This is a genomic window from uncultured Paenibacillus sp., from assembly GCF_963515335.1.
GTDB lineage: Bacteria > Bacillota > Bacilli > Paenibacillales > Paenibacillaceae > Paenibacillus_I.
In genome coordinates, this window is record NZ_CAUPYC010000001.1 from 45,515 (window position 1) to 72,415 (window position 26,901).

28 protein-coding genes and 1 other annotated feature are annotated in these 26,901 nt (G+C 60.7%); of the genes, 2 read left to right on the forward strand and 26 right to left on the reverse strand.

Annotated features, from left to right (window positions below):
* Nucleotides 1-42: 42 nt before the first annotated feature.
* The 4 genes from RWM61_RS00200 to RWM61_RS00215 form a co-directional block, all read right to left on the reverse strand.
* Complete coding sequence (locus RWM61_RS00200; protein ID WP_313995970.1) at nucleotides 43-948, reverse strand: cation transporter; 906 nt, start codon at nucleotides 946-948, stop codon at nucleotides 43-45.
* Nucleotides 949-1,043: 95 nt separating this feature from the next.
* Nucleotides 1,044-1,961, reverse strand: a complete 918-nt coding sequence (gene secF / locus RWM61_RS00205; RefSeq protein WP_313995973.1) for a protein translocase subunit SecF — start codon at nucleotides 1,959-1,961, stop codon at nucleotides 1,044-1,046.
* Nucleotides 1,951-3,216, reverse strand: coding sequence for a protein translocase subunit SecD (gene secD / locus RWM61_RS00210; RefSeq protein WP_313995976.1), 1,266 nt, complete (start codon nucleotides 3,214-3,216; stop codon nucleotides 1,951-1,953). The genes secF and secD overlap by 11 nt, the downstream gene beginning before the upstream one ends.
* A 102-nt stretch (nucleotides 3,217-3,318) precedes the next feature.
* Nucleotides 3,319-3,558: a post-transcriptional regulator gene (locus tag RWM61_RS00215; RefSeq protein ID WP_313995980.1), complete on the reverse strand. Its 240-nt coding sequence runs from the start codon at nucleotides 3,556-3,558 to the stop codon at nucleotides 3,319-3,321.
* Nucleotides 3,559-3,801: 243 nt separating this feature from the next.
* Here RWM61_RS00215 and spoVB point away from each other — a divergent pair, with 243 nt between their 5' ends.
* Complete coding sequence (spoVB, locus tag RWM61_RS00220) at nucleotides 3,802-5,385, forward strand: stage V sporulation protein B (RefSeq protein ID WP_313995983.1); 1,584 nt, start codon at nucleotides 3,802-3,804, stop codon at nucleotides 5,383-5,385.
* 3 nt (nucleotides 5,386-5,388) lie between these two features.
* Here spoVB and RWM61_RS00225 read toward each other — a convergent pair whose 3' ends face one another.
* A complete protein-coding gene (locus tag RWM61_RS00225; protein WP_313995986.1) occupies nucleotides 5,389-6,144 on the reverse strand; it encodes a DUF421 domain-containing protein in 756 nt (251 codons plus the stop codon).
* Between the two features lie 224 nt (nucleotides 6,145-6,368).
* Between RWM61_RS00225 and RWM61_RS00230 the strand changes: the two genes are divergently transcribed.
* On the forward strand, nucleotides 6,369-6,761 hold the full coding sequence (locus tag RWM61_RS00230) for a TIGR04086 family membrane protein (protein WP_313995989.1): 393 nt from the start codon (nucleotides 6,369-6,371) through the stop codon (nucleotides 6,759-6,761).
* 344 nt (nucleotides 6,762-7,105) lie between these two features.
* Here the strand turns inward: RWM61_RS00230 and yajC are convergent, their stop codons facing one another.
* The 21 genes from yajC to RWM61_RS00335 form a co-directional block, all read right to left on the reverse strand.
* Complete coding sequence (gene yajC / locus RWM61_RS00235; protein ID WP_313995992.1) at nucleotides 7,106-7,411, reverse strand: preprotein translocase subunit YajC; 306 nt, start codon at nucleotides 7,409-7,411, stop codon at nucleotides 7,106-7,108.
* Nucleotides 7,412-7,426: 15 nt separating this feature from the next.
* Nucleotides 7,427-8,566 carry a tRNA guanosine(34) transglycosylase Tgt gene (tgt, locus tag RWM61_RS00240; protein ID WP_313995996.1) on the reverse strand — a complete coding sequence of 380 codons (1,140 nt, stop codon included), beginning with the start codon at nucleotides 8,564-8,566 and terminating at the stop codon, nucleotides 7,427-7,429.
* A gap of 9 nt (nucleotides 8,567-8,575) precedes the next feature.
* Nucleotides 8,576-9,622: a tRNA preQ1(34) S-adenosylmethionine ribosyltransferase-isomerase QueA gene (gene queA / locus RWM61_RS00245; protein WP_313996369.1), complete on the reverse strand. Its 1,047-nt coding sequence runs from the start codon at nucleotides 9,620-9,622 to the stop codon at nucleotides 8,576-8,578.
* Nucleotides 9,623-9,639: 17 nt separating this feature from the next.
* A complete protein-coding gene (locus RWM61_RS00250; RefSeq protein WP_313995998.1) occupies nucleotides 9,640-11,805 on the reverse strand; it encodes a SpoIID/LytB domain-containing protein in 2,166 nt (721 codons plus the stop codon).
* Entirely contained in the window at nucleotides 11,805-12,269 is a 465-nt protein-coding gene (locus RWM61_RS00255) for a DUF393 domain-containing protein (protein ID WP_313996001.1), read from the reverse strand. Before RWM61_RS00255 ends, RWM61_RS00250 begins: the two co-directional genes overlap by 1 nt.
* A gap of 60 nt (nucleotides 12,270-12,329) precedes the next feature.
* Nucleotides 12,330-13,364, reverse strand: a complete 1,035-nt coding sequence (gene ruvB, locus RWM61_RS00260) for a Holliday junction branch migration DNA helicase RuvB (protein ID WP_313996004.1) — start codon at nucleotides 13,362-13,364, stop codon at nucleotides 12,330-12,332.
* Nucleotides 13,365-13,382: 18 nt separating this feature from the next.
* Complete coding sequence (ruvA, locus tag RWM61_RS00265) at nucleotides 13,383-14,012, reverse strand: Holliday junction branch migration protein RuvA (RefSeq protein WP_313996007.1); 630 nt, start codon at nucleotides 14,010-14,012, stop codon at nucleotides 13,383-13,385.
* On the reverse strand, nucleotides 14,009-14,512 hold the full coding sequence (gene ruvC, locus RWM61_RS00270; RefSeq protein ID WP_313996010.1) for a crossover junction endodeoxyribonuclease RuvC: 504 nt from the start codon (nucleotides 14,510-14,512) through the stop codon (nucleotides 14,009-14,011). The genes ruvA and ruvC overlap by 4 nt, the downstream gene beginning before the upstream one ends.
* 157 nt (nucleotides 14,513-14,669) lie before the next feature.
* On the reverse strand, nucleotides 14,670-15,353 hold the full coding sequence (locus RWM61_RS00275; protein WP_313996373.1) for a BofC C-terminal domain-containing protein: 684 nt from the start codon (nucleotides 15,351-15,353) through the stop codon (nucleotides 14,670-14,672).
* A gap of 135 nt (nucleotides 15,354-15,488) precedes the next feature.
* Nucleotides 15,489-16,886 carry a LysM peptidoglycan-binding domain-containing protein gene (locus RWM61_RS00280; RefSeq protein ID WP_313996014.1) on the reverse strand — a complete coding sequence of 466 codons (1,398 nt, stop codon included), beginning with the start codon at nucleotides 16,884-16,886 and terminating at the stop codon, nucleotides 15,489-15,491.
* Between the two features lie 252 nt (nucleotides 16,887-17,138).
* Entirely contained in the window at nucleotides 17,139-18,020 is an 882-nt protein-coding gene (gene ilvE, locus RWM61_RS00285; protein ID WP_313996016.1) for a branched-chain-amino-acid transaminase, read from the reverse strand.
* An 8-nt stretch (nucleotides 18,021-18,028) separates the two neighbouring features.
* On the reverse strand, nucleotides 18,029-18,910 hold the full coding sequence (gene pheA / locus RWM61_RS00290; protein ID WP_313996019.1) for a prephenate dehydratase: 882 nt from the start codon (nucleotides 18,908-18,910) through the stop codon (nucleotides 18,029-18,031).
* On the reverse strand, nucleotides 18,904-19,896 hold the full coding sequence (thrB, locus tag RWM61_RS00295) for a homoserine kinase (RefSeq protein WP_313996022.1): 993 nt from the start codon (nucleotides 19,894-19,896) through the stop codon (nucleotides 18,904-18,906). The genes pheA and thrB overlap by 7 nt, the downstream gene beginning before the upstream one ends.
* Before the next feature lie 63 nt (nucleotides 19,897-19,959).
* Nucleotides 19,960-21,246: a homoserine dehydrogenase gene (locus RWM61_RS00300; protein ID WP_313996025.1), complete on the reverse strand. Its 1,287-nt coding sequence runs from the start codon at nucleotides 21,244-21,246 to the stop codon at nucleotides 19,960-19,962.
* A 26-nt stretch (nucleotides 21,247-21,272) separates the two neighbouring features.
* Nucleotides 21,273-21,710, reverse strand: a complete 438-nt coding sequence (locus RWM61_RS00305) for an ACT domain-containing protein (protein WP_313996028.1) — start codon at nucleotides 21,708-21,710, stop codon at nucleotides 21,273-21,275.
* A 462-nt stretch (nucleotides 21,711-22,172) separates the two neighbouring features.
* Nucleotides 22,173-23,495, reverse strand: coding sequence for a GTPase ObgE (gene obgE / locus RWM61_RS00310; RefSeq protein WP_313996031.1), 1,323 nt, complete (start codon nucleotides 23,493-23,495; stop codon nucleotides 22,173-22,175).
* Between the two features lie 13 nt (nucleotides 23,496-23,508).
* Complete coding sequence (locus RWM61_RS00315) at nucleotides 23,509-24,246, reverse strand: Spo0B domain-containing protein (protein ID WP_313996033.1); 738 nt, start codon at nucleotides 24,244-24,246, stop codon at nucleotides 23,509-23,511.
* A gap of 194 nt (nucleotides 24,247-24,440) precedes the next feature.
* Complete coding sequence (gene rpmA, locus RWM61_RS00320) at nucleotides 24,441-24,752, reverse strand: 50S ribosomal protein L27 (protein ID WP_313996037.1); 312 nt, start codon at nucleotides 24,750-24,752, stop codon at nucleotides 24,441-24,443.
* Nucleotides 24,753-24,769: 17 nt separating this feature from the next.
* Nucleotides 24,770-25,105, reverse strand: coding sequence for a ribosomal-processing cysteine protease Prp (locus tag RWM61_RS00325; protein WP_313996040.1), 336 nt, complete (start codon nucleotides 25,103-25,105; stop codon nucleotides 24,770-24,772).
* Between the two features lie 12 nt (nucleotides 25,106-25,117).
* Nucleotides 25,118-25,429, reverse strand: coding sequence for a 50S ribosomal protein L21 (gene rplU, locus RWM61_RS00330; RefSeq protein ID WP_313996043.1), 312 nt, complete (start codon nucleotides 25,427-25,429; stop codon nucleotides 25,118-25,120).
* Between the two features lie 14 nt (nucleotides 25,430-25,443).
* Nucleotides 25,444-25,528: a sequence feature (ribosomal protein L21 leader region), on the reverse strand.
* Nucleotides 25,529-25,618: 90 nt separating this feature from the next.
* Nucleotides 25,619-26,878, reverse strand: coding sequence for an Rne/Rng family ribonuclease (locus RWM61_RS00335; RefSeq protein ID WP_313996046.1), 1,260 nt, complete (start codon nucleotides 26,876-26,878; stop codon nucleotides 25,619-25,621).
* Between the last annotated feature and the right edge of the window lie 23 nt (nucleotides 26,879-26,901).

The window sequence follows — 26,901 nt, forward strand, 5'->3', positions numbered from 1 at the left end:
ATGCAGCCGAATCGCTCCCGGAAAGACTGAATGCCGCCGCCGCTATTGCAGCAGCGTCGGCATATGCTCCTGATTCGGATCGTGATTCGATTTGTAAGGGTAGCCGGGATCGTAAGGATCAACCTGCACCTGTACGTCCGTTACGTGCGTAAACCGCTTGAACACTTGCACCTTTACCCGCTTGGCGATTTCCCGGCCTTCCAGCACGGTAATTCGCGGATTCACGCTGATTGTGGCGTCGACGACGATATAGTGCCCGCGCTCCCGCGCGCGGAGCGCCGAAACGGCGATAACCCCTTCAACGCCTTGGACGGACTCCTTCAGCTCGGCCTCATCCGGCCGGGCCGAGCCGGACGGCTTGCCGCCAAACATCGTGCCGGCGATCAGCCGGTAGCCTCGCAGGATCATGACGATTGCGACGAACAACGCGGCCGCCGGATCGAGATAGAGCAGCAGCGGCCGATCCAGTCTGCCGCCAAGCCACGCGCCCGCCGCGCCGGCCAGCACGACCGCCGACACATAGGTTTCGATGCGCCGCTCGCCGGCAGAGAAGAAGCCCGCCTTGATCGCCCATGCCGCCGCGACGACGGCAATCGCCGGCCATTGCGGCGCGTCCGGCAGCCCTTCCGCTGCCTGCCGGACGGCCGAAATGCCGATTTCGACGCCGACAATGAGCAGCAGCAAGGAAACGACCAGGTTTGAAGCCTGATCGGCGTCCGCGCTTTCTCTCCGCTCCGTTCCCCGCATCGCAATCCTCTTCGCGCCCCGTGTGCCGATGGCCGCGGCAAAGCATTTTCCCGCATCGGCACCCGACCGGAACGCGTCCGCCAGCAGCGCGGAGCTGCCGGTCAGCCAGCCGGTGACGCCTTTCAGCAGCGCGAGTCCGGCATTGCCCCACAGCCCGGCCTCCGCCTCCGCCTCCCGCTGCGGCTGACGATGGTTTGCCACCCCGCTTCACACCCCTTTGTCAATCTTCCCATAGCTGCATGACCGGCCGCGCCGTCAAAGTCCGTTACCGTCATCACGCCATTCGACATACGGCCTCAAACCGCCGATTGCGATTTGGCGGCCGGCGTTTTCGGCTTTTCTTTGCTCTTCATCAGCAGCCACAACGGGCTGGCGATAAAAATGGAGGAATAAGCGCCGGCTACAAGCCCGATGACCATCGCAAGCGAGAACAGCCTGATCGATTCGCCGCCGAAAACGAACACGCTCAGCGCGGCGAACAGCACGGTGACGACCGTGTTGATCGAACGCGTCATCGTCTGCGACACACTCTCGTTCACGAGCTTGACCAGATCGGCCTTGCCTTTGATTTTTGCGAACCGCAGATTTTCCCTGATCCGGTCGAAAATCACGATCGTATCGTTGATCGAGTAACCGATAATCGTCAGGATGGCCACCACGAACGGGATGTTGACTTCAAGCTGCAGAATGGAAAACACGCTGATGACGATGAAAGCGTCATGCAGCAGCGCGACGATCGAGGCCAGGGCAAAGCGCCACTCGAACCGGATGCTGACATATACAATAATGCCCAGGCTTGCGATGAGAACCGCCAGCATCGCTTTGGTCTGGATTTCCCGCGCGATTTGCACGTCGACCGTGTTCACCTCGGCGGAAGCCGTCGGATCGAAAGCGGCGGCAAAATCAGTCTTGAGCTTGTTTTCTTCCTTGTCGGTCAGAATGTCGTCGAACCGGATCGTCACACGGTCGGTTCCCACCGTCAAATTGTATCTTCCCAGCTCTTCTTTATCGATAAGCGCACGGATTTCATCCTGCCGGGGCTGCAAATTTTCGCTGACGGCAATATCCATGCTGGAGCCTGCCCGAAAATCGACGCCGTAATTCAAGCCGCCGATCGCCAATACCAAAATGCCGAGCACCGTGATCGCGATCGAAAACATATAAAAATATTTGCTCTTGCCGACAAAATCGAATTTATCAAAATTATAGCGCACGGATTTCACTCTCCTTCACGGAGTAAAGCTTTTTATTCTGGAAGCGGCCGCTTCGGATGAGCAAATAAAGGAGCATGCGGGAATAGCTCATATTGGCGACCAGGCTGACGACTATTCCGAGAAGAAGCATGACCGCAAACCCGCGGATCGAGCTGTTCGGGATAAAAAGCATCACGACGCCTGCCAGCGCGGTCGTAATGTTGGCGTCCATAATCGTGCGGAACGAGTTTTTGGAGCCGGCCTTGAGCGAGGACAGCAGGCTTTTGCCGCTGCGCAGCTCGTCCTTGATCCGCTCCGCCGTAATGATGTTCGCGTCGACCGCCATCCCAAGCCCCAGAATAAGCGCGGCGATACCGGGCAGCGTAATGGTCGCGTTCAGAAGCACAAAGCCGAGCAGCACCATCCAGGTGTTGAGGGCAAGCGAAATGATGCCGACAAACCCCGGCACCCGGTAAACGAACAGCATGAACAGCAGGACAAACAATCCGCCGATGGCGCCGGCGAATACCGTTTTCTCCAGCGATTGCTTTCCGAGCGTCGCGCCGACGCTTTGCGTATATTTCTCCGTCAGCTTAAGCGGCAGCGCGCCGAGGTTGATCGTATCCGCGATCCGCTTGGCTTCCTCACGCGGAAAGGAGCCTGTGATCGATGCCTTGTCGCTGTTTATTTCCTGCGTCACGTTGGGATCCGAGAGCATCTCGTCGTTCAGAAAGATGGCCAGCCGGTTATTCGGCGCCGGCAGCTTCGCTACCTCTCGCGTCACTTCCGCGAACTTGGATCGGGACTTAAGGGAAAGGGAAATTTCCCAGGCTCCCAATTCATTCTGGTAGATGCTGGCGCCGTTCTCCTTAAAGTCGGTTCCGATCAACTCCACCTTGCAGAAGCCGGCATCCCCGTTACAGCCCCGCATGCTGCGGAACGTCAATTCCACAGGCTTTTTCAATATATCCCGAACGGCCGCTTCGTCGCTGACGCCGGCAATTTTCACCCGGATCCGGTTCGTGCCTTCGGGCGTGACCTCAGGCTCGGCGACGCCGGTCGCATTCGCGCGTTTTTCCAGGCTGACCGCCGTTTCCCGCAGCGTATCCCTCGTTATTTCTCCCCCGGGCGTCAACGGCTCCGCCTCGTACAAAATCTCGAAGCCGCCCTTCAAATCGAGCCCGAGCCTGACCTTGTCCAGCAAAGCGGGAGTCGTAAACGCGATCGTGCCCAGCGTAACGGCCACGATCAGCACAAATGCCAGCAATCTGTTCATAAAGCCTAGTAAGCCCCCTTAAGTTCTCAATATTCCCATTATAGCGGCGCGGGAAAACCTAGTCAAAGCAAGGTCTTGCCAACAAAAAAAAGAACCCACTCCTTAAAAATGGGTTCCGCGATAGGCGCTCAGCGTCATGAAATTCATGAACGCGGTCACCTTAAGCGACAATATGTCGTTGACGATCTGATGCAGCGCCGGCGTACCGTTCTTATGATACTTATCGCTGACGCATTCCCATATTTCCTTGCCGGATACATGCTCGTAGCCGAGCAGCCGGAATTCCTCCGCCTTGCTCTCGCACAGCGATTCGATCGTGCCGTTCAGTTCCTCGTCCGTCAAAGGGCCGGCCTCCTCACCTTGCTGCCTTCTCTTCTTGAATCCCCGAAAAATAGGGGGAATACGCTTCAGAGATTCGCTTCACTTTTGGGTCGTCATTTATCGTCTATATATGTTCGCCGCGAGAAGGCGATTTCCTTCCTTGCCCCGCCTTTTCCCAAAAAGACTGCATGCCTGCGGACAGGCCGCATACACATGGAGTACGGGCATCCTACCCGCAGCCAAACAGGAGATGAGGGAGCACTCGTGAGCAAGCAAACGTTCATTAAAGGCGCCATGATATTGTTGGCGGCCGGCATGATCAACCGCATTCTCGGTTTTATTCCGCGCATCGCCCTCCCGCGCATTATCGGCGCGGAAGGCGTAGGCCTATACCAGCTTGGTTACCCGTTCATGATCGTGCTCATTACGATCGTCACCGGAGGCATTCCGCTCGCCGTCGCCAAATGGGTTGCCGAGGCCAGGTCGCAGGGCGACAGAGCGAAGGAAAAAGCGATTTTCCGCACCGCGATGGGCCTTTCCGCCGCTTTGGCCCTGGTGTTCACCGCCGCATCCGCGGCCCTGGCGCCCTGGATCACCACGCGGGTGCTTACCGATTCGCGCGTCTATCATACGTTCATGTATATGCTCCCGATCCTGCTCGTCGTGGCGGTATCCTCGGTGTTGCGCGGTTACTTTCAGGGCCGTCAGAATATGATCCCCACGGCGCTGTCGCAGGTGATCGAAACGGTTTTCCGCATTGTGTTCACGCTTTTTTTCGCCTACAAGTTTCTGTCTTTCGGAATCGAATGGGCGGCGGCCGGCGCCATGCTCGGCGTCGTCATCGGCGAGCTGTGCGGGCTGGCGGTGCTGGCCGTCCATTACTTGCTCGACAAGCGAAAGCGGGGGCATACGGAGAGCGGCGGGCTTCATGGCGAAGGCGGCGCGGCAGCCGGCACGGGCCCTGTGCTCGGCAAGCTGCTCGGACTGTCCGTACCGGTCACAGGCAGCAAGCTGGTCGGCTCGCTCTCCTATTTGCTGGAATCGATTCTTACCGCCCGCAGCCTCGCCGCCGCCGGCATCCTGACGGGAGTGGCCACTGCCCAATACGGCGCCCTGCAGGGAATGATCATCCCCGTCATTTTGCTGCCGACCGCACTCACCTACTCGCTGGCCGTCTCGCTCGTCCCTTCCCTGGCGGAGGCGGCGGCCAAGGGCGACAGGGCGCTCATTCACAAACGGCTGCACCAATCGATGCGGCTCGCGCTCGTCACCGGCGCTCCGTTCGCCGTCATCATGTATTTGTTCGCCGAGCCGATCTGCCGCGTGCTCTACGGTTATGCCGACATCGCGCCGATGCTGAAGCTGATGGCTCCCGTCTCATTGTTCATTTATTTGCAGGCGCCGCTGCAGGCCGCCCTGCAGGCGCTCGACAAACCCGGAACGGCGCTTGCCAATACATTGGCAGGCGCCGCCGTCAAGCTCGTGCTGATCGTGCAGCTCGCCTCCAAGCCCGAATTCGGCATCTACGGCGCCCTGATCGCCATCAACGTCAATATCGTGCTTGTGACGCTGCTGCATGCCGCGGGCGTCCTCCGCGCGGTCGGCTTCCGGATGAAGCTTCCCGACTTCGTGAAGGTAGGCGCCGCCATGATCGTGATGGGCGCGGCTTCGCAGTTCGTCATGAACCGGACGCTGCTGCCCTCCGAATGGCACAACCTGACGCTGGCGGCTACGGCGGGCACGGCGGTCTATTTGCTGCTGATGGTATGGCTCAATATTATCGACCGCCACGACGTCGTCCGGATACCGGTCATCGGGCGGCTGTTCAAGCGGCCTCCGGGCGCTTGAGCTTTATCCGTTCGGCTTTTTTGCGTAATCGACAAACAGCTTTCCGTTATGGTCGATCGTGCACAGAAACACCTCTTTGAATTCGGCGGAACCTTTTTGCTGAAGCTCGTTCTTAAGCCAGAACCGGTTTTTGCCCAGCTTCTCGAGGTTCCCATCCTGCACCTTCCCGTCCATAATCAACGGAATCGGCAGCATCTCGAAACGGAATTTCGGCGGAAAAATCGACTCGCGCTCGCTATCCGCGCGGTGATCGTCGAGTTGGTTCGCGAATGAAGCATAAGTAACCGGCCTGGTGAGCTTCGGCTGCGCTTCTTTTTTGATGATCGACAGCTTGCCGCTCGTTTCGAGAATCGCAAACTCGACGTCCCCGATCGACGACACCTTATTCTCCCGCAATTGAAGCATCAGGTCGTCCAGGTTATAGCGCTGCTTGCGCATCGCCTCCCGGTCGAGCTTGCCTTTGGCGATCACGATCGTCGGCTTTCCGTCAAACATGAGACGCAAGCCCCGAAACCGCATAATAATGAGCGAAATCCCAATCTGAATGATCATGAGCGTCAACATCGGTATATACGAATGGAAAGGATGCCTGTCCGTATCCTCGATCACGAACACGGCTATCTCGGCGATCATGACGGAGATGACGAGGTCGAATACCGACATTTTGCCGATTTCCCGTTTGCCCATCAGCCGCATGATGAGAAATACGACGAAATAAGTGAGTATCGTTCGAAGGATTAAGGCTCCGATGTCCGGCACCGCTATCGCCTCCTTGGCCGCAGGAAGGCCCCGCTGGCCTGTCCTTTTGTACCCAATATTGTTGCCGCTGGGCGGGAACGCCATTCGGCTCCCTTCGCTTCAAATGCTGGCAACGCTCCCTGCCGCTGCACGGCAATCCCGTGTTCGGTTCTAATTTGTCCGGGCCGGCAATAAGGTGTACAAAAAGGGCTTGTCACGAGCTACTTTAAAAGGAGGATCACCCTATGGTTAATCCGATGAAAACCGTCACCAAGGTGCGGGCGGGCTCGCCGCTGTTGTACGGGCTCGCCATATCGGCAATCTGGCTCGGCGCCGGCGCGCTGCTGCTCTCGCTTGCGCTGCGTTTCACCGGTATGCAGGAAACCGGCCTTCCCCTGATTGCGCAGGCGATCCATGCCGTTGCCGCATTGGCGGGCGGCTTCGCTTGCGGAAGAAAAGCCGGCCGGAAAGGCTGGCATCACGGCGGCATGCTCGGGATCGTATATGCGCTGGTCATCGTGTCGATCGGCTTTTTGGCGGCCGATGCTCCGCTTACCAAGGATACGTGGATGCTGTTTGCGTTTGCGCTCCCCGCGGGCGCGCTCGGCGGCATGCTCGGCGTCGGAACGGGGCGCTGACGGGTTTCCGGATGACGCTGCGGCTTGCGCACGCGCCCCTGGGCCGAGCATGCCGCGGCTAGGAGCCGCCCTCTACCGCCCATCATTGCCCGGGCAATGAATCCGATTACAACGCCTACAGTACAAGAAAAAGCCTTGGCCAATGGCCAAAGCTTTTTCATTATGTACGCCCGCATTATTTCTTTCGCAGTTATATCTTTCATGGATGTTTTGTCATCCTTACTGCTGCGGAGGTTGTTCGGGGGAAGAGCGACTTGTTTGTGGCCGTTTCCACCTTAGCGGGGCTTAGTGAATCAGGAAACGGACACGAAACGGAGCGAAGACACCGAACAACCGGAGCCGCCTTACTCAGATGCGGGCGCCGACTGTACGACGTTGTTGATCGCGCTGCGGTCGAACGTCATCTTCGTCGTGTCGTTGACGCGAAGAACGACCGTATCGTCCGTAATCTCCACGATCGTGCCGTGCAGGCCGCCGATCGTCGTGATTTTGTCGCCTTTCTTCAGTTGACCGAGCATCGAATTGCGCTGTTTCTGTTTGCGCTGCTGCGGACGAATCAGCAAAAAATAAAAGACCGCGAACATCAGCACAAACGGCAAAATCACGCCCCAAATGTTGTTTCCGCCTGTTGCTGCAGATGCAAGCCACATCGATTAACCCTCCCCTCAGAATCCTTTGTCATTATCATTCAAGCCGTACTGGGCGAAAAATTGATCCCGGAAGTCAAGCAGCCGGTCCTCCATAATCGCTTGACGTACGTCCCGCATGAGCTGGAGTAAGAAGTGCAGATTGTGATACGTCGTTAGCCGGATGCCGAACGTTTCATCCGCTTTGAGCAAATGGCGGATGTAAGCGCGGGAATAGTTCTTGCATGTGTAGCAGCCGCACGCCGGATCCAAAGGACCGAAATCCTCCGCGTTCGCTGCGTTGCGCACAACTACCCGGCCCTGGCTCGTCATGGTGGTGCCGTTGCGCGCGATGCGGGTCGGCAGCACGCAGTCGAACATGTCGATGCCGCGGATCGAGCCCTCGATCAAGGCGTCCGGCGAGCCGACGCCCATCAGATAGCGCGGTTTGCCGGCCGGCAGAAGCGGAACCGTGTAATCGAGCACCTCATACATAACGGGTTTCGGTTCCCCCACGCTCAGTCCACCAATAGCATACCCCGGGAAATCCATGGAAGTCAAATCGGCAGCGCTCTGCCTGCGCAGGTCCCCATACTCGCCGCCCTGGACGATCGCGAACAACCCTTGCACGTCCGGCCGGGCATGCGCCCGCAGGCATCTTTCCGCCCAGCGGCTCGTCCGTTCGATCGACCGCTTGACGTACTCGTACTCGGCCGGATACGGCGGGCACTCGTCGAACGCCATCATAATGTCCGAGCCGAGCGCATTCTGGATTTCCATCGCTTTCTCCGGAGACAGGAACAGCTTATCGCCGTTCAGATGGGAGCGGAACTCGACCCCCTCTTCGGTGATTTTCCGCATCTCGCTCAAGCTGAATACCTGGAAGCCGCCGCTGTCGGTCAGGATCGCCCGGTCCCAGTTCATGAATTTGTGCAGGCCGCCCGCCTTGGCGATCAGCTCATGACCCGGTCGCAGAAACAGATGGTAGGTGTTGCTTAGAATAATCCGGGCATCCATCTCCTTGAGCTCTTCCGGGCTCATCGTCTTCACCGTCGCCTGCGTGCCGACAGGCATAAAGCACGGCGTTTCGATCACGCCATGCGGAGTATGCACGCGTCCGAGCCGCGCGCCGGATTGCTTGCACACTTTAATGAATTCGTAAGTTATCGCCACTGTCATCTTCCATTCCTAGTAAATGAGCATCGCATCGCCGAAGCTGAAAAAACGGTAACGCCGATCCACCGCTTCCGCGTATGCCCGCAATGTATGATCGCGTCCGGCCAGCGCGCTGACCAGCATGACAAGCGTCGATTTCGGCAAATGAAAATTGGTGAGCAGCGCGTCGACCAAGCCGAATCGGTACCCCGGATAAATGAAAATGTCGGTCCAGCCGGCGCAAGCGCGGACGCCCTCGGCCCCGAACCGTCCGGCCACCGTTTCAAGCGTGCGGGCGGAAGTCGTTCCGACCGCCACAATGCGGTCTCCGCGCTCCCGCGTTTCGCGGATCAAAGCCGCATTGGGCTCGTCCAATTCATAATATTCGGCATGCATGACGTGGTCCTCCACCCGCTCGGCCGACATCGGACGGAACGTGCCCAGTCCGACGTGCAGCGTAACGAACGCCGTCCCCACGCCGTGCGCTCTTAGCTCCTCGAGAAACCCCGAGGTGAAATGAAGCCCGGCAGTCGGCGCCGCCGCCGATCCCTCGTGCTTGGCGTATACCGTCTGATAACGCTCGCGGTCGTCCAGCGTTTCGCGGATATACGGCGGCAGCGGCATTTCGCCGAGCCGGTCCAGCAGCTCGGGGAAAATGCCGTCATACCGGAACGCTACGATCCGCCCGCCCATTTCGCCTTCGCTTTCGACCGTCGCCCGCAGCAGCGGTCCGCCCTGTCCGTCGTCGCCGAACCAGAGCTCAACGCCTGTGCGCAGCCTTTTGGCCGGCTTGGCCAGCGTTTCCCAGCGGTCGCCCTCCAGCTGCTTCAGCAGCAGCAGCTCGACCCGCGCGCCGGTGTCCGGCTTGATGCCGTGCAGCCTTGCCGGCAGTACGCGCGTATCGTTCAGCACGAGCGTGTCGCCGGGGCGCAAATAAGCTTTAAGATCGGTGAACGTCCGGTGCGCGATCTCCCCGGTCCGCTTGTCGAGGACGAGCAGGCGGGAAGCGGTTCGTTCGGCCAGCGGCGTCTGCGCGATCAGTTCCTCCGGCAGTTCAAAATTGAAATCGTTAACGTCCATCTTCTTCCCCGTTCCCGTCATTCCTTCTCGATCGTCACATCTTTGTAGTAGTATTTCAAAATCGCCTGGTAATCATACCCTTTGTCGGCCAGCGCTCTGGCTCCCCATTGGGACATTCCGACGCCATGGCCGAAGCCCGTGCCGGTAAACCGGAACGCCGGCTCCTTCGTCGCGGCGCGCAATTCGCCGCTGCCGTTAAGGACGTACAGTCCGGGGCTGCTCAACTCCCGGGCATTGCCGTCGGCGCCCAGCGCATAGACCGGCCGGGCGTCGCCCGGCTTCTCCCGGACCGCGCCGCCGCCGCTCAGAACGGCGAGCCGTCCGGTTTCATCGATCTCGAACCGCGTGCTCGGCAGCCCGCCAAGCGCGGACCGCAGCGTATCCGGGGTTTTTACGCCCGCCTTCGTTCCGTTCACCAGCAGGCCGGTAGCGCGGCCGGAAGGCCCCCGCGTATCGATTTCCAGCGTGCGGATCGGTTCCGTTACCGGCTGCGTTGTCTTGCCCTTCATCGATGCCGCCAGCGCTTGGGGAGTAAAGGGCCCCCGTACCCAGGTCATCTCGTTCGACTGCACCGTTCGCTCCAGCACCACGACACGGGTGCCGTTATTGAGGCGCGCCACCGGCTCGACATCGCTCTGAATAAGCGGAATCGGCCGTACGGCCACGCCGTCGCCTTTTATCGTCATGATATCGCTTCCCGCAGCCGTCTTCGTTCCGGTCGGAACCAACAGGTCTTCCCGGACATAACCGGTCCTGCTGTCGGGCAGCGCCAGCCGATACCATTGATAAAGCCCTTTCTCCGACGCGTCGTCCGGACTCGGCACGCTGCCGAGATAGGGAACGCTGCTGCCCCATATTTCGGACGGATCGGCGGTCATCCCGCCCGCGTTGGAGGAAAATACGCCCTCGACGACCCTGCCCTTGTACATCATCGCCTCGCCGCGGGTCGCATCGACGGCCGCGACCGTGGCCGGCTTCTCGAAGCCGATGCCGCCGTACGACTGACTGAGGACGGTATCGACGACATGCGCGATCTGGAAACCGAAGCCTTTGTTAAGCGCATAGCTGCGCGCCGCCACGGCTTGCGCCTTCAAGGCGTCGACAGGCCAGGACGCCGGCATCTCGCCGCCGACGACCGAATACAAATAGTGCTCGAACGAAAGCTCGTTGACGACCGCCAGCTTTTTGTTGAATCCGCTCAGCTCGAAGCTGCCGCGGTACGTTCTGCCGTACCTTTCGGTAAACGTAATGCCGCCCTCGCCGGCCGGCGCGATCCACACCTTGGCGCTTCCGCCGGCCGACATAGCATACATCGGCACGACGGCCTTCGATTGCACGGACGGCACGTCGTTTCGTATCACTATATACGGCAGCATAACGTCGGCGTCCTGCAGAGCCGCGCCTTCGGGCACCTGGGCGGCGGCGGCCTTCACCGCCGTCAAGCCTGCGGCGTCCGCCGCCGAGCCGACCAGCACCGTGTATTGCGCGGCATCCCCTCCGGCCGGCGCAGCCTTGATGCCGACGTAGGCCTCAAGGCCGACGGAGCCGAAAGAAAGCGCCGCATTCTTCGCTTCGTCCAATGAGGCGTATGCTCCCGTCTCGGCGCGAAGCGGACCGAGCAGTTCCATGTTCGCCGCGCCTGCCAAGGCGGTTAAGGCGGAATCCTTGCTCCATTTATCGAGCGCTGTCCTCGCTTCCGCGGCGGAAGCATATCCGCCTTCGCGCACCTGGTAGAAGGTAGTCCCGTTCTTCGCAAGCGCCGTTATGAAGCCGGCCCCGGACGCCGCCTGCAGCCGTTTCAAAGCCGCTCCCGCGGCGTTGAAGTCCGCCGTCTCGAGCACCTTGACGCCGTAATCGTCAAGTGTGAAGCGCGCCGCGGCGCCAGGCGCGGCGTTCAACAGCGGGACGACGCCGGACGGCTCGCGGAATCCGATGGCCAAGCCGCCTGCGGAGGCAAACGTCGCCGCCGGTGTGTTCAACCTGTATTTGCCCGGCAGCTCAATGAAGATGGCCACCCGAATGCTGTCGAGTGTCGGCACCGCCCCCTGCGAGGACCACGGCGTTGCGGCGGAGACGGCAACGGCCAAAGCAATGAACAAGGCGGCGAACCGTTTCATCCGGCGAACGGACGGAAGCTGCCTTTGTACGCGTCTGCCTGCGCTTGTCCACAAAAATCCATTCATCAATTGTTATCCTCCCGTTTCGGCGTCGGTGGCTCCTGCAGCCTGCAGGCGCCGTCCGCGCAACCTTCGTCGGTTCTGCCGAACCAGTCGTAACGCCGGTTCGCGATAAAGCGATACAGCCCGTCGGCAGCCTTCCGCATGCCGGGAATCCGGTACAGCCAGGCAACCGGCCGCAGTCCGGGCAGCGCGCGCATCATGCGGACGACGCCGTCCGCGCCTGCAAATACATCGCCCGCCCCGTCGACCACATGCAGCTTGGCGTACAACGCCTCAATGTCCAGCTTGTCCCGCCCCGGAATATCCGGCGCGCCGCCCTCGGCCAGCGATTGCAGCGGAACATATTGAAGCTCGGCCCGTATCCCCTTCAACGCTTGCAGCCGTTTGACCGTTCCCGCGCACATGACGCAGTGCGCGTCGTACAGCACATACAGCTTCTCAACCGCTCCGCCCCTTGCCACAGCCATCGGATGCTCCTTCCGGGTCCCGGCCCGCCGGCCGGCGCTCCCTCAGAGGTATAGACGCACTTAGAACAACGTTTGTTCCGGCTCTCCGCCTCCGCGCCCGGGAGGAACCGGAAGCCCCAGATGACGATAGGCCTGGGGCGTCACGACCCGGCCGCGCGGCGTCCGCTGCAGAAATCCGATCTGCATCAGATACGGCTCGTAAACATCCTCGATCGTTTGGCTTTCTTCTCCGATCGTCGCGGCGATCGTGTCGACGCCGACCGGGCCGCCGCAGAAATTCGAGATCATCGCCCGCAGCATTTTATGATCAATCTGGTCCAGTCCCATCGGATCGACCGCGATCAGCTCCAATGCGTGCTTGGCCATTTCATAGGTGATCATGCCGTCTCCGCGCACCTGGGCAAAATCCCTCACCCGCTTGAGCAGGCGGTTGGCGATGCGAGGCGTTCCGCGCGAGCGCATGGCGATTTCCTCCGCCGCCTCGCCGATCATGCCGACGTTCAGGATGTCGGCCGCGCGCGAAACGATGAAAGCCAGCTCGTCGGCCTTGTAAAATTCCAGCCGGCTGACGACGCCGAACCGGTCCCGCAGCGGCGCGGACAGCAGACCGGCGCGCGTCGTCGCGCCGACGAGCGTGAACGGGGGCAGGTCCAGCCGAACCGAGCGCGCGCTCGGCCCTTTGCCGATCATAATATCCAGCGCGAAATCCTCCATCGCCGGATACAGCACCTCCTCCACCGTCCGGTGAAGCCGGTGAATCTCGTCGATGAACAGGACATCGCCTTCCTGCAAATTCGTCAGGATGGCGGCCAAATCGCCCGGCCGCTCGATGGCCGGCCCGGACGTCGTCCGCATGTTGACGCCCAGCTCATTGGCGATAATGTTGGACAAGGTCGTCTTGCCGAGGCCGGGCGGGCCGTACAGCAGCACGTGGTCGAGCGCTTCCTTGCGCAGTTTGGCCGCTTCGATATAAACCTTCAGGTTCTCCTTCACTTGCGACTGGCCGATATATTCGGCCAAATAACGGGGACGGAGGCTCAGCTCCACCGCTTGGTCCTCCATCATCAGGTTGGCGGATATGATCCTGTCGTCCATTCGTCAGCTCCCCTCCCGTCAACCTTTGAACAATTGCTGCAGCGCCCGCTTCATCAACGCGTCGACCGGCTCGTCCGGCTCAGCCTTCCCGCCCAGCGCCTGCCAGGCGCGGTCAAGCTCGGCCGGCGTGTATCCGAGCGCGGCAAGCGCCTCGCGGGCTTCCGGCCAGGCGGTTCCCTCTCCCTGGCCGCCGACTGCCGCAGCCGGCGGATCGTAGGCAAGACCGGCAGCCGCCGCAAAGCCGCCGGCGACCGCGTCCATTTTATCCTTCAGATCGAGAATCATGCGCTGCGCCGTCTTGCGGCCGATGCCCGGCAGCTTCGTCAGAAACGCCACATTCTCCTGCTGGATCGCCGCGATTATCGACTCGGGCCTCGCTCCCGCCAGCACGCCCAGCGCCACTCTCGGGCCGATGCCGGACACATCCAGCAGCTTGCGGAACAGCCTCTGCTCCTCCCTCGTCGCGAAGCCGAACAGCAGCGCCGCATCCTCCCGCACATGGTGGTGCGTGTAGATCGTCACCGGCTCGTCCGAGCCGGCCATCGCATACGGATTCGGCGTGAACACCCGATAGCCGACGCCGCGGACGTCCACGACGACATACTCCGTTTCGATATGGACAACCGTGCCTTTTACGTAATCGATCATCGACGCGTCACTCCATTCATTTTGTCGAGCAGCACCGCCGAATGAGCGTGGCAAATCGCAATCGCGAGCGCATCGGCCACATCGTCAGGCTTGGGAACGGCGGACAGGTTCAGAAACATTCTCGTCATCTCCTGCACCTGGCGCTTCTCCGCCTTGCCGTAGCCGACAATCGCCTGCTTTACCTGCATCGGTGTATATTCCGCCACCGACAGCCCCCGCTGAACCGCGGCCAGCACGACAACGCCCCTCGCCTCGCCGACGGTAAAAGCCGTCGTCACGTTGCGGTTGAAAAACAGCTTCTCGACCGCCACGGCATCCGGCTTGTATTTGTCCATGAGCGCCCCGACCGACTCGTACACCTGCAGCAGCCGAGTCGGATGCGGCGTGCCGGCTTCCGTCTCGACAGAGCCGTATTGCACGGGAACCAGCCGGCTCCCGATTTTGTCGATGAATCCGAACCCGACAATGGCAATGCCCGGGTCAATCCCCAATACCCGCAAAATGTTTCCTCTCCCCGCATAAACCCGAGTGCTTGTCAGCTTCAACCCATTATACCAAATGTTCGCACGCATGAGAACACGGCGTTTGGACCGGATGCCGCTACGGCTTCGAACAGATGCGCCGAAAAAAATAAGACGCCCCTTGCGGGGCGCCACGTCAAAAAGTCGGCTTCATGACCTTGCGGCTTTCTTCAAGCGCATAATCGGCGAACGACGACAGCACGCTGTTGAATTCGTCGACGTCCGTCACCCGGATGCCCCGCTCCAGCGCATCGAGCCGGCCCGGCGGCAAACTGCTTTCCATATAGTTCACATCCAGCTGAAAAAACGTCCGCAGCACCTTGTTTCGCTCGGGCGGCCCGTCGAACAGCGACAGGTTGCCGTCCTTGTCGACGCCGAACACGGCGCTTTCCTTGCATGCCGGCGACAGGTCGTCAATCCGCTCCTCCAGTACGACTGCTCCGTCTTCATCCATCACCGCGGTCCATCCGGGGTGCTTTTGCAGCAGGGCGATCGCCTGCTTCGCGCCCATCAGACCGAGCGACCGGGTTTCCTCCCCGCACAGATAGACGCTGCGGAGCCGCACAGGGAGCGGTTCCTCGCTCGTCCGAAGCGTTTCGATCACGCTCCGCGGCGCGCCGCTTTGCTTCGGCGGAGTCTCGGCGCCGCGCATATCGAAGGAATAGGCGGGCTTATCCGCCGCCGCGGCGCGGGCGGCTTCGACGGGGATCGCGGAACCGCAGGCCACGGCCGCGCCCATCAGCAGGGCCGCGAGCTGCAAACCCGGCCGTTTGCCCCGCCGAAGCCGTTTTTTCAGTTGCTTCCACAGACTGAATCCCATCACAGGGAGCTCTCCTTTACCCGTTTTCCCTATTGTTTCCTGCCCTTCCCCGGATTATGCGGGAGGCGAAAGGCCGACCCCCACGGCAAAATCCCCGGCCGCCGAAGCTGCCGGGGCGCTGCGCCTCGGTACAGGCTACCGGTTCAGCCAAGGCCGGCCGAACCTTCTTGCTGCCTGAGCCTTGCGGGCGGAGGGACGGGAAGCGGAGGATTTGACCGACGCTTTGGCCGCCGGCTTTTTGACGGACGACGCTTTAGCCGTTTGCGCCCGGACGCCGGTTTTCACCGGTTCATCCGCATCGCCGCCGGTATCCCCGCCGTTCGTCCCGTTCTCCGCCTCCTCCCGTTTCGAGCAGCCGCAGCCGCACGGTTTTTGATCCATACCCATAGCCGAGGGGTATGCTCCGAACATCGGATAAGGATAAGCGGGCGACATGCCGGCCGTATAAGCTTGGGCGGGAATACCGCCGACGGCGGATCCCGCACCGTAATACGGCAGCGCTGGCCCGCCGAAAAGACCGCCCGGTCCGAAAAGGCCGCCCGCGTCATGGCCCGGCTGCATCGCGGGAAGGACCGAAGCGGCGCCGAATGCCGGGGGCATCGCGCCGTATCCTTGCAAGCCCGCCGTCACATCGGCGTGCCCCGTGAACGAGCCGTATCCGCCGGCCGTTACCCCGGCTTGCGGCGCGAACGGAGGGTAGGCCTGCGGCGCCGTCTGCGGCAAGGCTCCGGCCCAATCGGCTACAGGAATCGTCCCCGGCGGACAAGGGTAGCCGTGCATAACGGGCATCTGGTGCGTCATCGGCAGCGTCATGCCTGTCAGCCACGCGGCGGCCGGAACAGGCGCAGCCGCGGGCATCGGCGGCGGGCAGTCATGCGCCGAAGGTACCGTCATCTGCGGCGGGGGCGGAAAATCGCAAAATGTGAAGGCTTCGGCAGCGGGAATCTGGAACTGCTTGAACAGATCGATGTCGAACGGCATCGCCTCATGCGGCGTCGGAACCGGCATCGGCGCCGTTTCGGCTGCCTTCGGCGGCGCCGGAAACGGAGCAGGCGCCGGTGTTACAGGGGCGGTCGGCGCCTTTCCTTCGATCGGGCCGGTGTACGTTTTGCCGTGTCCGGGATTAGCCGGAAAACCGTGCGGCATATGCTGCAGATCGGGCAATTCGGGCAGCGTCAGCGGAGTAAAGGGCGCGGAGGCCGCCTTCGGGATGTTGACGACTTCGCCGGTCAGCAGAGCATTCGGATTTTTCAGCTGCGGATTCGCCTGAATCATGTCCGCCAGCGGGATTCCCCAGGCTTTGGACAGCTTCCATAACGTATCCCCCTGCTTGACGACGTGCTGATGCATCCAGTCGCCCGAAGGCGAATTCGGCTTGACGCCGCCCCCCGGCACCTTCACCTTCATCCCGACGTCGATAACGTCCGGATTCGTGATGCCCGGATTGAGCTGCATCAGCTGCTCGACGGTAGTGCCGTTCTTTTTCGCAATTTCGTACAGCGTGTCGCCTTTTTTGACCATGTGGATTTTCACGAGCCACAAAACCTCCTGTCACGTTCTTCGTCGCGGCGCGCATGGCGTAACAACGCCGGGCGATCGCCGTCAATCATTACATCCTATGCAGGCGGTGGGCTGGTGTCCCCTACAAAGCCAAAATTATCCCCCGAAAATGAAGCGAAGCTTCCGTTCGCCACGAGAAACGAAAACCGCCGTCCGGGCCGCCGCGAACGAGTCGCGCGCGCACCCGCAAACGGCGGTTACGAACCTGTTGCTCCCTTATTTCGTCTACTCGTACACCTTGACGCCGTCGACATCGACGATTTTGCGGAATTCCTCAAGCAGATGCGTCGTGATCGGACCGGCTTTGCCTTCGCCGATCGTCCGTCCGTCGACCTCGCGCACGGCGATGACCTCGGCGGCGGTTCCGGTGAAGAACACCTCGTCCGCCACATACACGTCGTGGAGCGTGAACGGCTCTTCCTTCAGCTTATAGCCGAGCTTGCCGCACAGCTCCATGATCGCCGCGCGCGTAATGCCCTCAAGCGCGCCGATATAGCAGGGCGGCGTGTAGACGACGCCTTTTTTGATAATAAAGATATTGTCGCTCGAGCCTTCCGCCACATAACCCTGCGCGTTCAGCATGATCGCTTCGCCGACGCCGGCGAGATTCGCCTGGATTTTGACCAGAATGTTATTCAGGTAGTTGAGCGACTTGATCTTCGGGTTAAGCGCATCGGGAATATTCCGGCGCTGCGAGACGGAGACGGACACCAGGCCGTTGCGGTACGCCTCCTCCGGATAAATCGCCAGCTGCTCCACAATAATAATGACCCATGCCGCCGGGCAGCGTTTCGGATCGAGTCCGAGATTGCCGGGACCGCGGGAGACGATCAGGCGGATATAGCCGTCTCTCAAGCCGTTTCGGCGGATCGTTTCGACGAGCGCGGCCTGCATGTCCCCATAGGAGAGCGGGATATCGAGCATGATCGACCGAGCCGAATCGTACAACCGGTCAAGGTGCTCCTTGCATTTGAAAATCGTGCCGTTATAAATGCGGATTCCTTCAAAAATGCCGTCCCCGTAAAGAAAGCCGTGATCGTAAACCGATATTTTGGCGTTTTCCTTCGTGACGTAATCGCCGTTCAAATAGATCCATTGCTCAGCCATGCTTCTCCTTACACCTCCGAATTTGTGCTTATGACCGAAAAGCTGGGATAGCTTCCCAATACGCGCACCTGGCAGCCAAGCGCTTCGATCTCGGCGATGGCGGCGGGCAGCAGGACGGTATCCAGCGACATTTCGATGTCCATCAAAAAGTAATAGCTGCCGAGCTTTTTCTTGGTCGGACGGGACTCGATGCGCGACAGGTTAATGCGGCGCCAGGCAAAAGCGGAAAGCACCTGGTGCAGGGCGCCCGGAAAATCCTCCGGCAGCGTAATCTGAATGCTTGTCTTAAAAGCGTCCGTCACACGCGCCGTGAACGGCTCGCGCCCGATCAGCAGAAAGCGCGTATAGTTGTTGTTGTGGTCGGTGACGCTTTCCTGCAGTACGTCAAGCCCGTGAAGCACGGCCCCGCTGCGCTGGCCGATCGCCGCCCATCCAGCGCCGGGGTTGTCCTTGACGATGCGGATCGCCTCGGTCGTGCTGCTGACGTTCTCCAATTCGGCGTGCGGCAGGCGTTCGCGCAGAAAGCGGGTGCACTGCGCCATCGCGACCGGATGGCTCATCACCTTTACGATCCGGTCGTAATCCAGCCTGCCCTCGTCATCCAAGCTTTCCGAGCTCCGGCCGATCAGGTTCTGCACGGACGGATAAACCCATTCCGCCTGAATCGGCAGCTCGACCTCGTTCACAAGCCAATCGGTATGCAGGCTCACCGAGCCGTCGATCGTGTTCTCGATCGGGATGACGCTGTAGTCGGTGTCGCCGTTCACCGTGGATAAAAACACGTCGGCGATCAATTTGTGATACCGGTATTCGACCTCCATGGCGCCGAACAGTTGGCGCGCCGCGTCGTCGGAGGTCGACCCCGCCGGCAGTACCGCTGCTTTTAACATGCCCTTACTTCTCCTTTAATCCGCTCCATCAGCGGCGCCAGCTGCGCCGCCGCTGCGCCTTCCGTCACGGTCAATTCAGGCCCGGCCGCGGACGGCCTCAGCCATAAAGCCGTCGCGGAGATTCCTTCGGCCGCCAGCGTGTCCAGCAGAAACCGCTCCAGCTCCCGCTTGCGCGGGCTGCCGGACTCCACCAGCGCGAGCAGCGTCGGTCCTGCGCCGCTGAGCGCCGCGCCCAAAGCGCCGTGCCCGGCGGCCTCGTCCAGAATCCTGGCCATCCCCGGAATGAGCGCCACGCGGTACGGCTGATGCACCCGGTCCTGCATGGCGGTCCGGATCATGCCGTGGTTGCCGGTGGCAAGCGCGGCGACGAGCAGCGAGCTGCGGCTGACGTTGAACACGACGTCCGCCATCCCGAATCGGCCGGGCAAGGCGTGGCGCGCTTTCTCCGTGGACAGCTGAAAGTCCGGAATCGCCACCAGCACTTCCAAATCCGGAGACGGCTCGAGCCTGATATGATCGGCGCGGGTTCCGTCCCACGATGCGACGACGATCCCGCCGAAAACGGAAGCTCCGACGTTGTCCGGATGCCCTTCCAGCCTGGTGGCGATCTGGAACAGCCGGTCATCGTCAAGCGGGCTTCCGACCAGCGCGTTCGCCGCAGCAAGCGCGCCGACGATGGCGCTGGCGCTGCTGCCGAGCCCGCGCGTCAGCGGAATATCGCTGTACATCGCGATATGCAGCTCCGGAATGCGCACGCCCGCTTCCTCAAAAACCAGCTGCGCCACCTTGTAAATCAAATTGCTCTTATCGGTCGGTACGCCGCCCAAATTACCGCCGTGAAGCTCAATGACCGTCCCGGAATCGGACACGCCCATTTCGATCCAGGCATAGAGCGACAGCGCCATGCCGAGCGTATCGAAGCCCGGCCCGAGATTCGCCGTGCTGGCAGGCACCTTTGCCAGCACTCGCCGTTCTGAATGATTCATAACAACCGATGAACTCCTTTTTGTATGATCCGCGCGCAAGCTGTCGGGCCGAACCTTTCCCCTCTAGCCTTCCACACGATAGACGCTCTTCACGTTGCGGATCACATCAAGCGATTCAAATGCCTGCAGTACGCCGTTCATCGCGGCTTTGCTCGCGTCATGGGTAATGACGATGATCTCTGCCTCCGGATGATCCGTGCTCGGCTGCTGAATGACCGATTCCAGGCTGACGTCGTATTCGGCGAACACCTGCGTAATTTTGGCCAGTACGCCCGCCTTGTCTTCCACATGCAGACGGAGGAAGTTTTTATAGGAGATTTGCGCGTCGGTCTTCAGCTTCTTCTCCTTGAACACCGACGCGGCCTGCATGCCGTTCACGCCGAGATTCAGATTTTTCACGACGGTTACGAGGTCGGCCACGACCGACGTCGCCGTCGGAAGCTCGCCCGCGCCCGGCCCGTAGAACATCGTCTCGCCGACCGCTTCGCCGTATACGTAAACCGCGTTGAACACGCCATTGACCGAAGCGATCGGATGGCTGTTCCTGACCAGCGTCGGCTGCACCGAAACGCTGATGTAGTCATCCTGCCGCTCCGCAATGCCGAGCAGCTTCACCTCGTAGCCGAGCCGCTTGCCGAACGCGATATCATCCTTGCTGACGGCGGAAATGCCTTTGGCCGACACATCCTCCAGCGCCACATTGGCGCGGAAGCCGAGCGTGGCGAGAATCGTCATTTTGCGCGCCGCGTCCAGCCCCTCCACGTCGGAAGTCGGATCGGCCTCCGCATACCCGAGCTGCTGCGCTTCCTTAAGGACGTCCTGATAGGACGCGCCTTCGCGGCTCATCTTGGTCAGGATGTAGTTGGTCGTCCCGTTGACGATGCCCATAATTTTCGTAATCCGGTCCGAGGAGAAGCCCTCAATCAACGTCCGGATGATCGGAATGCCGCCGGCCACGCTCGCCTCGTACAGCACGTCGCAGCGGTTTTCGCGCGCCGCAGCGAGAATTTCCGGCCCGTGCAGCGCCATCAGGTCCTTATTCGCGGTTACGACGTGCTTCCCGCGGGAGATCGCCTCCAGAATGTAAACCTTGGTCTGGTCGATGCCTCCCATAACCTCGACGACGACGTCGATTTCCGGATCGTTGATGACATCCCACGGATCCTCGGTAAGCTTCCCCGGGTCGATCGCCACATTGCGCAGCTTCGCCATGTTTTTGACCGCTATTTTTTCGATCGTGATCGGGGAGCCGGCCTGGCCGAACAAATCCGCCTGATGGCCCTCCACGATGCGCACGACACCCGTCCCGACCGTTCCGAGCCCGAGCAACCCTACCTTGACAGGTTTCATAATTTCTCCTCCACGATACACATTTTCTAGCCTTGCCCGATGACGTTCGCCTTGCGGACGCCGTCCTGCCCGCGAATGCCGTCGATCAGTCCCGTAAGCGGAACCGCCATGCCGGTCGTATCCACCGTGATGACGACGTTCGCCAGTCCCTGCAGCGGAATGCTTTGGTGGATGGTCAGCACATTTCCCTCCGAGCCCGCAACGAACCCGAGCACTTTGGACAAAACGCCGGACCGGTGCTCGAGATCCATCGACACCGTGACGATCCGTTCCCTCTCCAGCTGGTTCAGCGCGTATATGCCGTCCTTGTACTTGTAGAACGCGCTCCGGCTCAGGCCGGCCCGCTCCACCGCCTCGTGCACGGTTTCCGCTTCTCCCCGCTGCAGCATCTCTTTCACTTGAATCGTCTTCACAATCGCTTCAGGCAAAATGTCCTCGCGGACGACATAATAACGTTCCGTCATCATTCGTCCTCCCAGTAAAGACACATGTTCTTCCCTAGTGGACATTATAACGGCAACGATACCGATACCGCAATAGGCACATCCGAAAAAGTTCGACTTTTATTATACTTGATGCCGGGTGAAAAAAGCTAACTTAATCGCGCGCCCGCGAACGCGAAGCAGCCCTGCGCATGCTGGGCGCAGGGCTGCTTCAATCAGGCGGGCGTCCGGCGCCCTAGGTGAAAGGGTAAGCCGTGGTGCTTCTTCACCGTTCTTCCTCGCCGGTTGTCGACGCTTGATTCGTCTCAGCTTGTCTCCGTTTTTTGGTTTAATTCCAACCTGCTGCGGAGGTTGTTCGGGGGAAGAGCGACTTGTTTGCGGCCGTTTCCACCTTATGGGGGCTTAGTGAATCAGGAAACGGACGCGAAACGGAGCGAAGCACCCGAAAAACCGGAGCCCCAACCGGAGCCCTAACCGCAGCCCCTATTCAAAGTAATAATCCGCGCCCTCAAAAAACTCAAAGCTGTAGTCGCCGATCTGCACGAGATCGCCGTCCTTCGCCCCTTCCTTCCGCAGCGCCTTGTCGACGCCCATGTTGCGCATCACGCGGGCGAAGCGCATAACGGCGTCGTACGAGGTCAGGTTCGTCCGTTTAATGAACCGCTCGATGCTTGGGCTCTCGACGATGTAGACGCCCTGTTGCTTGCGGATGGAGAACTCGTCCTCATCCTTCTTCTCGTACCGGTACACCTTGCGCTCCTCAATCTCCGGCACTTCTTCGAGCGCCGGCGCCTCCGGCATGGCGTCCAGCAGGTCGGCCGCCTTGTAGAGCAGCTCCCGAATCCCGCTTTTCGTAAGCGACGAGATCGGAACGATTTCATATTCCTTGCCGTCCTGCAGCTCCCCAAGCTGCTGCTTGAACAGCTCGAGCTGATCGTCCGCATCCGGCATGTCCATCTTGTTGGCCGCGACGATCTGCGGGCGTTCCGCCAGCTTTGCGTTATATTTCACGAGCTCGTCGTTGATCTTCACCCAATCCTCGAACGGGTCCCGCCCCTCGGTGCCGGCCATATCCACGACATGGATAATGACGCGGGTCCGCTCGACATGGCGCAGAAATTCATGCCCAAGCCCGACGCCCTCGGCGGCGCCCTCGATCAGCCCCGGCAAGTCGGCCATAACGAAGCTGCGGCCGTCGCCCACGTCCACGACGCCCAGGTTCGGCGTAATCGTCGTGAAATGATAGGCGCCGATCTTCGGCTTCGCCGCGGATACGACCGAGAGCAGCGTTGATTTGCCGACGCTCGGGAAGCCGACAAGCCCGACATCGGCCATCACCTTCAGCTCGAGCACCACCCAGCGCTCCTCGCCTTCCTCGCCGTTCTCCGCGATGTAAGGCGCGGGGTTGTTGGCCGTGGCGAACCGGATATTGCCGCGTCCGCCGCGTCCGCCCTTGGCCACGATTACTTCTTGCCCGTGGCGGGTCATATCGGCGATGACCTCCTGCGTATCGTCATCGATGATGACCGTGCCCGGCGGAATGCGGACGATCATATCCTCCGCGCCGGCGCCGTGCATGCCTTTCACTTTGCCCTTCTCGCCGCGCGGAGCCTTGAAATGCTTCTGGTAGCGGAAATCGACGAGCGTGCGCAAGCCTTCATCCACCCGAAATATGACGTCGCCGCCTCTGCCGCCGTCGCCGCCGGCCGGCCCGCCCTCCGGAACGTACAGCTCCCGCCTGAACGAGATGAGTCCGTCTCCGCCGTCCCCGCCTTTAACGAATATTTTCGCTTTATCAACAAACATGTTGCTCCTCCGTTCACCGGCTCAAATCGGCGCGCAGCGCCGCCGTCAACATATCCGGTTCCAGCCGGTCCGCATACAGCGGCGATTTCTTCACCCGCTGCCTGCATTTGGCGTATAGTTCCTGCGCGTTAAGAAGCTCACCCTCGAACCGCAGATCGATGAGCAGAGCCGTTTCATTGCGGTGCAGGCCGACCGTCAAACGGGCCGCATCGCCGCCGCCCGGCTTCACGCCGAAACGGTAGGCATTGATCAGATCCGTCAACGTATCCGCAACCTTCTCGCCGTTCAAGGGAAGCTCGGCCAAATTCACGTCGTCGGCAACATCGACTTGCAGTTGCATCGCGTTCGTCACCGTCCGGAACGATTGCACGAACAGGATGAAGGACGGGATGCCCAGCTTCGCGATCCGGCTTTCCGCTGTCATAGCTTCCCTTATTTTCTCCAAGCATTCGACCGTTTTATCCGGCTTGTTCATCCGGATGTACCCGTACAACACCTGGAGCTCGTTCATCCAATCGTGCCTGTGGTGATTCAGCATCCGGATCGCCTTCGTCTCAAGCGCGGCCTGCGCCCGTTCCGAGCGCAGTGCCTGCTCTTTCCGGTCGGCTATAATCCAGATCGCGGCAGCCGCCGTCAACCATAGCAGCAGCGCCCCGGCAGGCCACAGCTGTTCCCGCCAAAACCATACCGCGGCGATCGGCAGCAGCACCGAGCCGGCCGCGTAATATCGTATCGTCCGCCAACGATTCATGAAAATGTCCTCTCTCCGTTCAACATCGCCTAAACCCTCAACCAGTATAGCATGCCATGCCCAAAAGTTCACGGCTTACGCCCAAAAAGCGGGCGATTTGCTCCGCAGCGTATTCCGGTTCCCTTCCCGTGGCGCCGCAAGGACCGCAAAACCAAAAAAACCCGGCCTGTCGCCAGGCCGGGAATGATGCGATCTTAAGCTTCGACTGCTGCGGCGACAGGCGCCGCGTCAACCGGGTACACGCTGACCTTTTTGCGGTCGCGGCCCCAACGCTCGAACTTCACGACGCCTTCGACTTTTGCGAAGAGCGTGTCGTCCTTGCCGATGCCGACGTTGCTGCCCGGATGAATTTTCGTGCCGCGCTGGCGGAAAAGGATGCTGCCGGCCGTTACGACCTGGCCGTCCGCACGCTTCGCGCCGAGACGCTTCGAATGGCTGTCGCGGCCGTTCTTCGTCGAGCCTACGCCCTTCTTCGACGCGAACAACTGAAGATTCAGCTTCAACATGGTGTTCTCCTCCTTCTTTAAAGCATGATTTCGCGCATAACGACATACTTGCCGTAAGATTGACTGATTGTTCCCAGCATGACGACCATCGATTCGAGCAGCAGCTGAACCCGGTCGTCCTTGGCCGGATCTCCCGTCTCCGGAATTTCCGATTGCAGCCAGCCGTTCCGCATGGCGGCGGGCAGCTGCAGGCCGGCCAGCGACTCGATCGCGTTGACCGTGCCGACGGTGACGGCGGACACGCCCGCGCACACGATATCTTTGCCCGGCTTCGCGAATCTCGCGTGGCCTTCGACGGCAAACGATACGATGGCGCGGTCCGCGGTCCGCCGGGTTAACGTGACGGTAATCATCCCGCAACCCTCTTACGCCTCAATTGCGCCGATCGTCACTTTCGTGTACGGCTGACGATGGCCTTGCTTGCGGCGGTAGTTCTTCTTGGCTTTGTATTTGTAAACGATGATCTTCGCGCCTTTGCCTTCCTTCTCGACTTTGCCGGAAACCTTCGCGCCCGCTACGAGCGGGGATCCGGTTACGAGGCCGTCAGCCTTGGATACGGCCAGAACGCGATCGAACGTTACGCTGTCGCCTTCGTTCAAGCCCAGCTTCTCGATGTAGATGACGTCGCCTTCCTGAACCTTGTACTGCTTGCCGCCTGTTTCGATGATTGCGTACATGGATGGTGCACCTCCTCATGTCTAAGACTCGCCTGACCCGGGTGGCAACCGAATGACCGGCCGCGCTTCGATACCCGTTCGGAGCGGTTGTAGCATGCATAGCGACAAGCACTAAACACACACTGCAAGATTATAGCACACTTGACGGGCCGATTCAAGATAGCTGCCGCATTCCCCGTCATCCAATGCTTACCGCCCGGCCGGCGGCATTCCCACATAGATCCGGCCGCTGCCTCGGCACGCGGCACACGGCTCGTACAGCCGGCCGGCGGCATCCTCGCGCACCTTTTTGCGGGTGAGCTCCAGCAGCCCGAGCTTCGTCCAGCCGACCACATGGCATTTCGTCCGGTCCTTGCGCACCAGCTGCTCCAGCCGCTCCATCACGCGGTCGCGGTGCGCGGCTTCCGCCATATCGATGAAATCGACGATGACGATGCCTCCCGCATCGCGCAGCCGGAGCAGCCGGGCGATCTCCTCGGCCGCTTCCATATTGGTATGAAAGACGGTTTCCTCAAGACCGGTGGAGCCGGTATATCTGCCCGTGTTCACGTCGATAACCGTCAGCGCCTCGGTTTGGTCCCAGGCGAGATCGGCCCCGCTCGCCAGCCGAATCCGGCGGGCGAACGCCTTCTCGAGCTGCGCGTGGACGGCGTACGCCTCAAACAACGGCTGCCGGCCTGCGGGTGAATACAGGCTAAGCTTCGATTCCATAGCGGGCGCCGTTTCCTTCATCATGGCGCGCGCCTCGGCCAAAGCCCGCTCGTCGTCAATCCAGATCCGGTCCGTCTCCACGTCCAGCATGTCCCTTACGATCCGCTGCATCAACCCGGCTTCCCGGTGAAGCTCGCTCGGAGCGCACGCCCGCTCCGCCTTCTCCGCAATGCTTTGCCACAGCTCGCGCAAATACGCCGCGTCCTTGCCGAGCGACCGGAGACTTTCGCCTTCGGCCGCCGTCCGCAGAATGATGCCTTCGCGCGCCTGACGGATTTCCTCCCCCGCTTGCCTGAGACGGGTTCGTTCCGCTTCCGTCCCGATTTTTTTGGATACGCCCACATAGTCCGCATGCGGCATGTAGACGAGGAAACGGCCGGGCAGCGAATAATGCGTCGTTACGCGCGCTCCCTTGCCGCCCAGCGGCTCCTTCACGACCTGCACCGGCAGCTCCTGTCCGGCGCGCAGCAGCCCGGCGATGGACGGCTTGTCCCGCGGCTGCCGCTCCAAATTCGGATGAAGCACCTCGTCGATGTAGAGGAACGCGTTCTTGCCTTGTCCGATATCGACGAACGCCGCCTGCATGCCCGGGAGCACATTGACCACTTTGCCTTTGTAGATGTTCCCCGCCGTCTGGCCGCCTGACGACGCCTCCCGGCGGTACTCCAAAAGACGGCCGTCCGACAGGACCGCCGTTTCGATCGTTTGCTCCTCGACATGCACCAACCTCAGCTTCATTGTCGACCGTCACCTGCCGGATG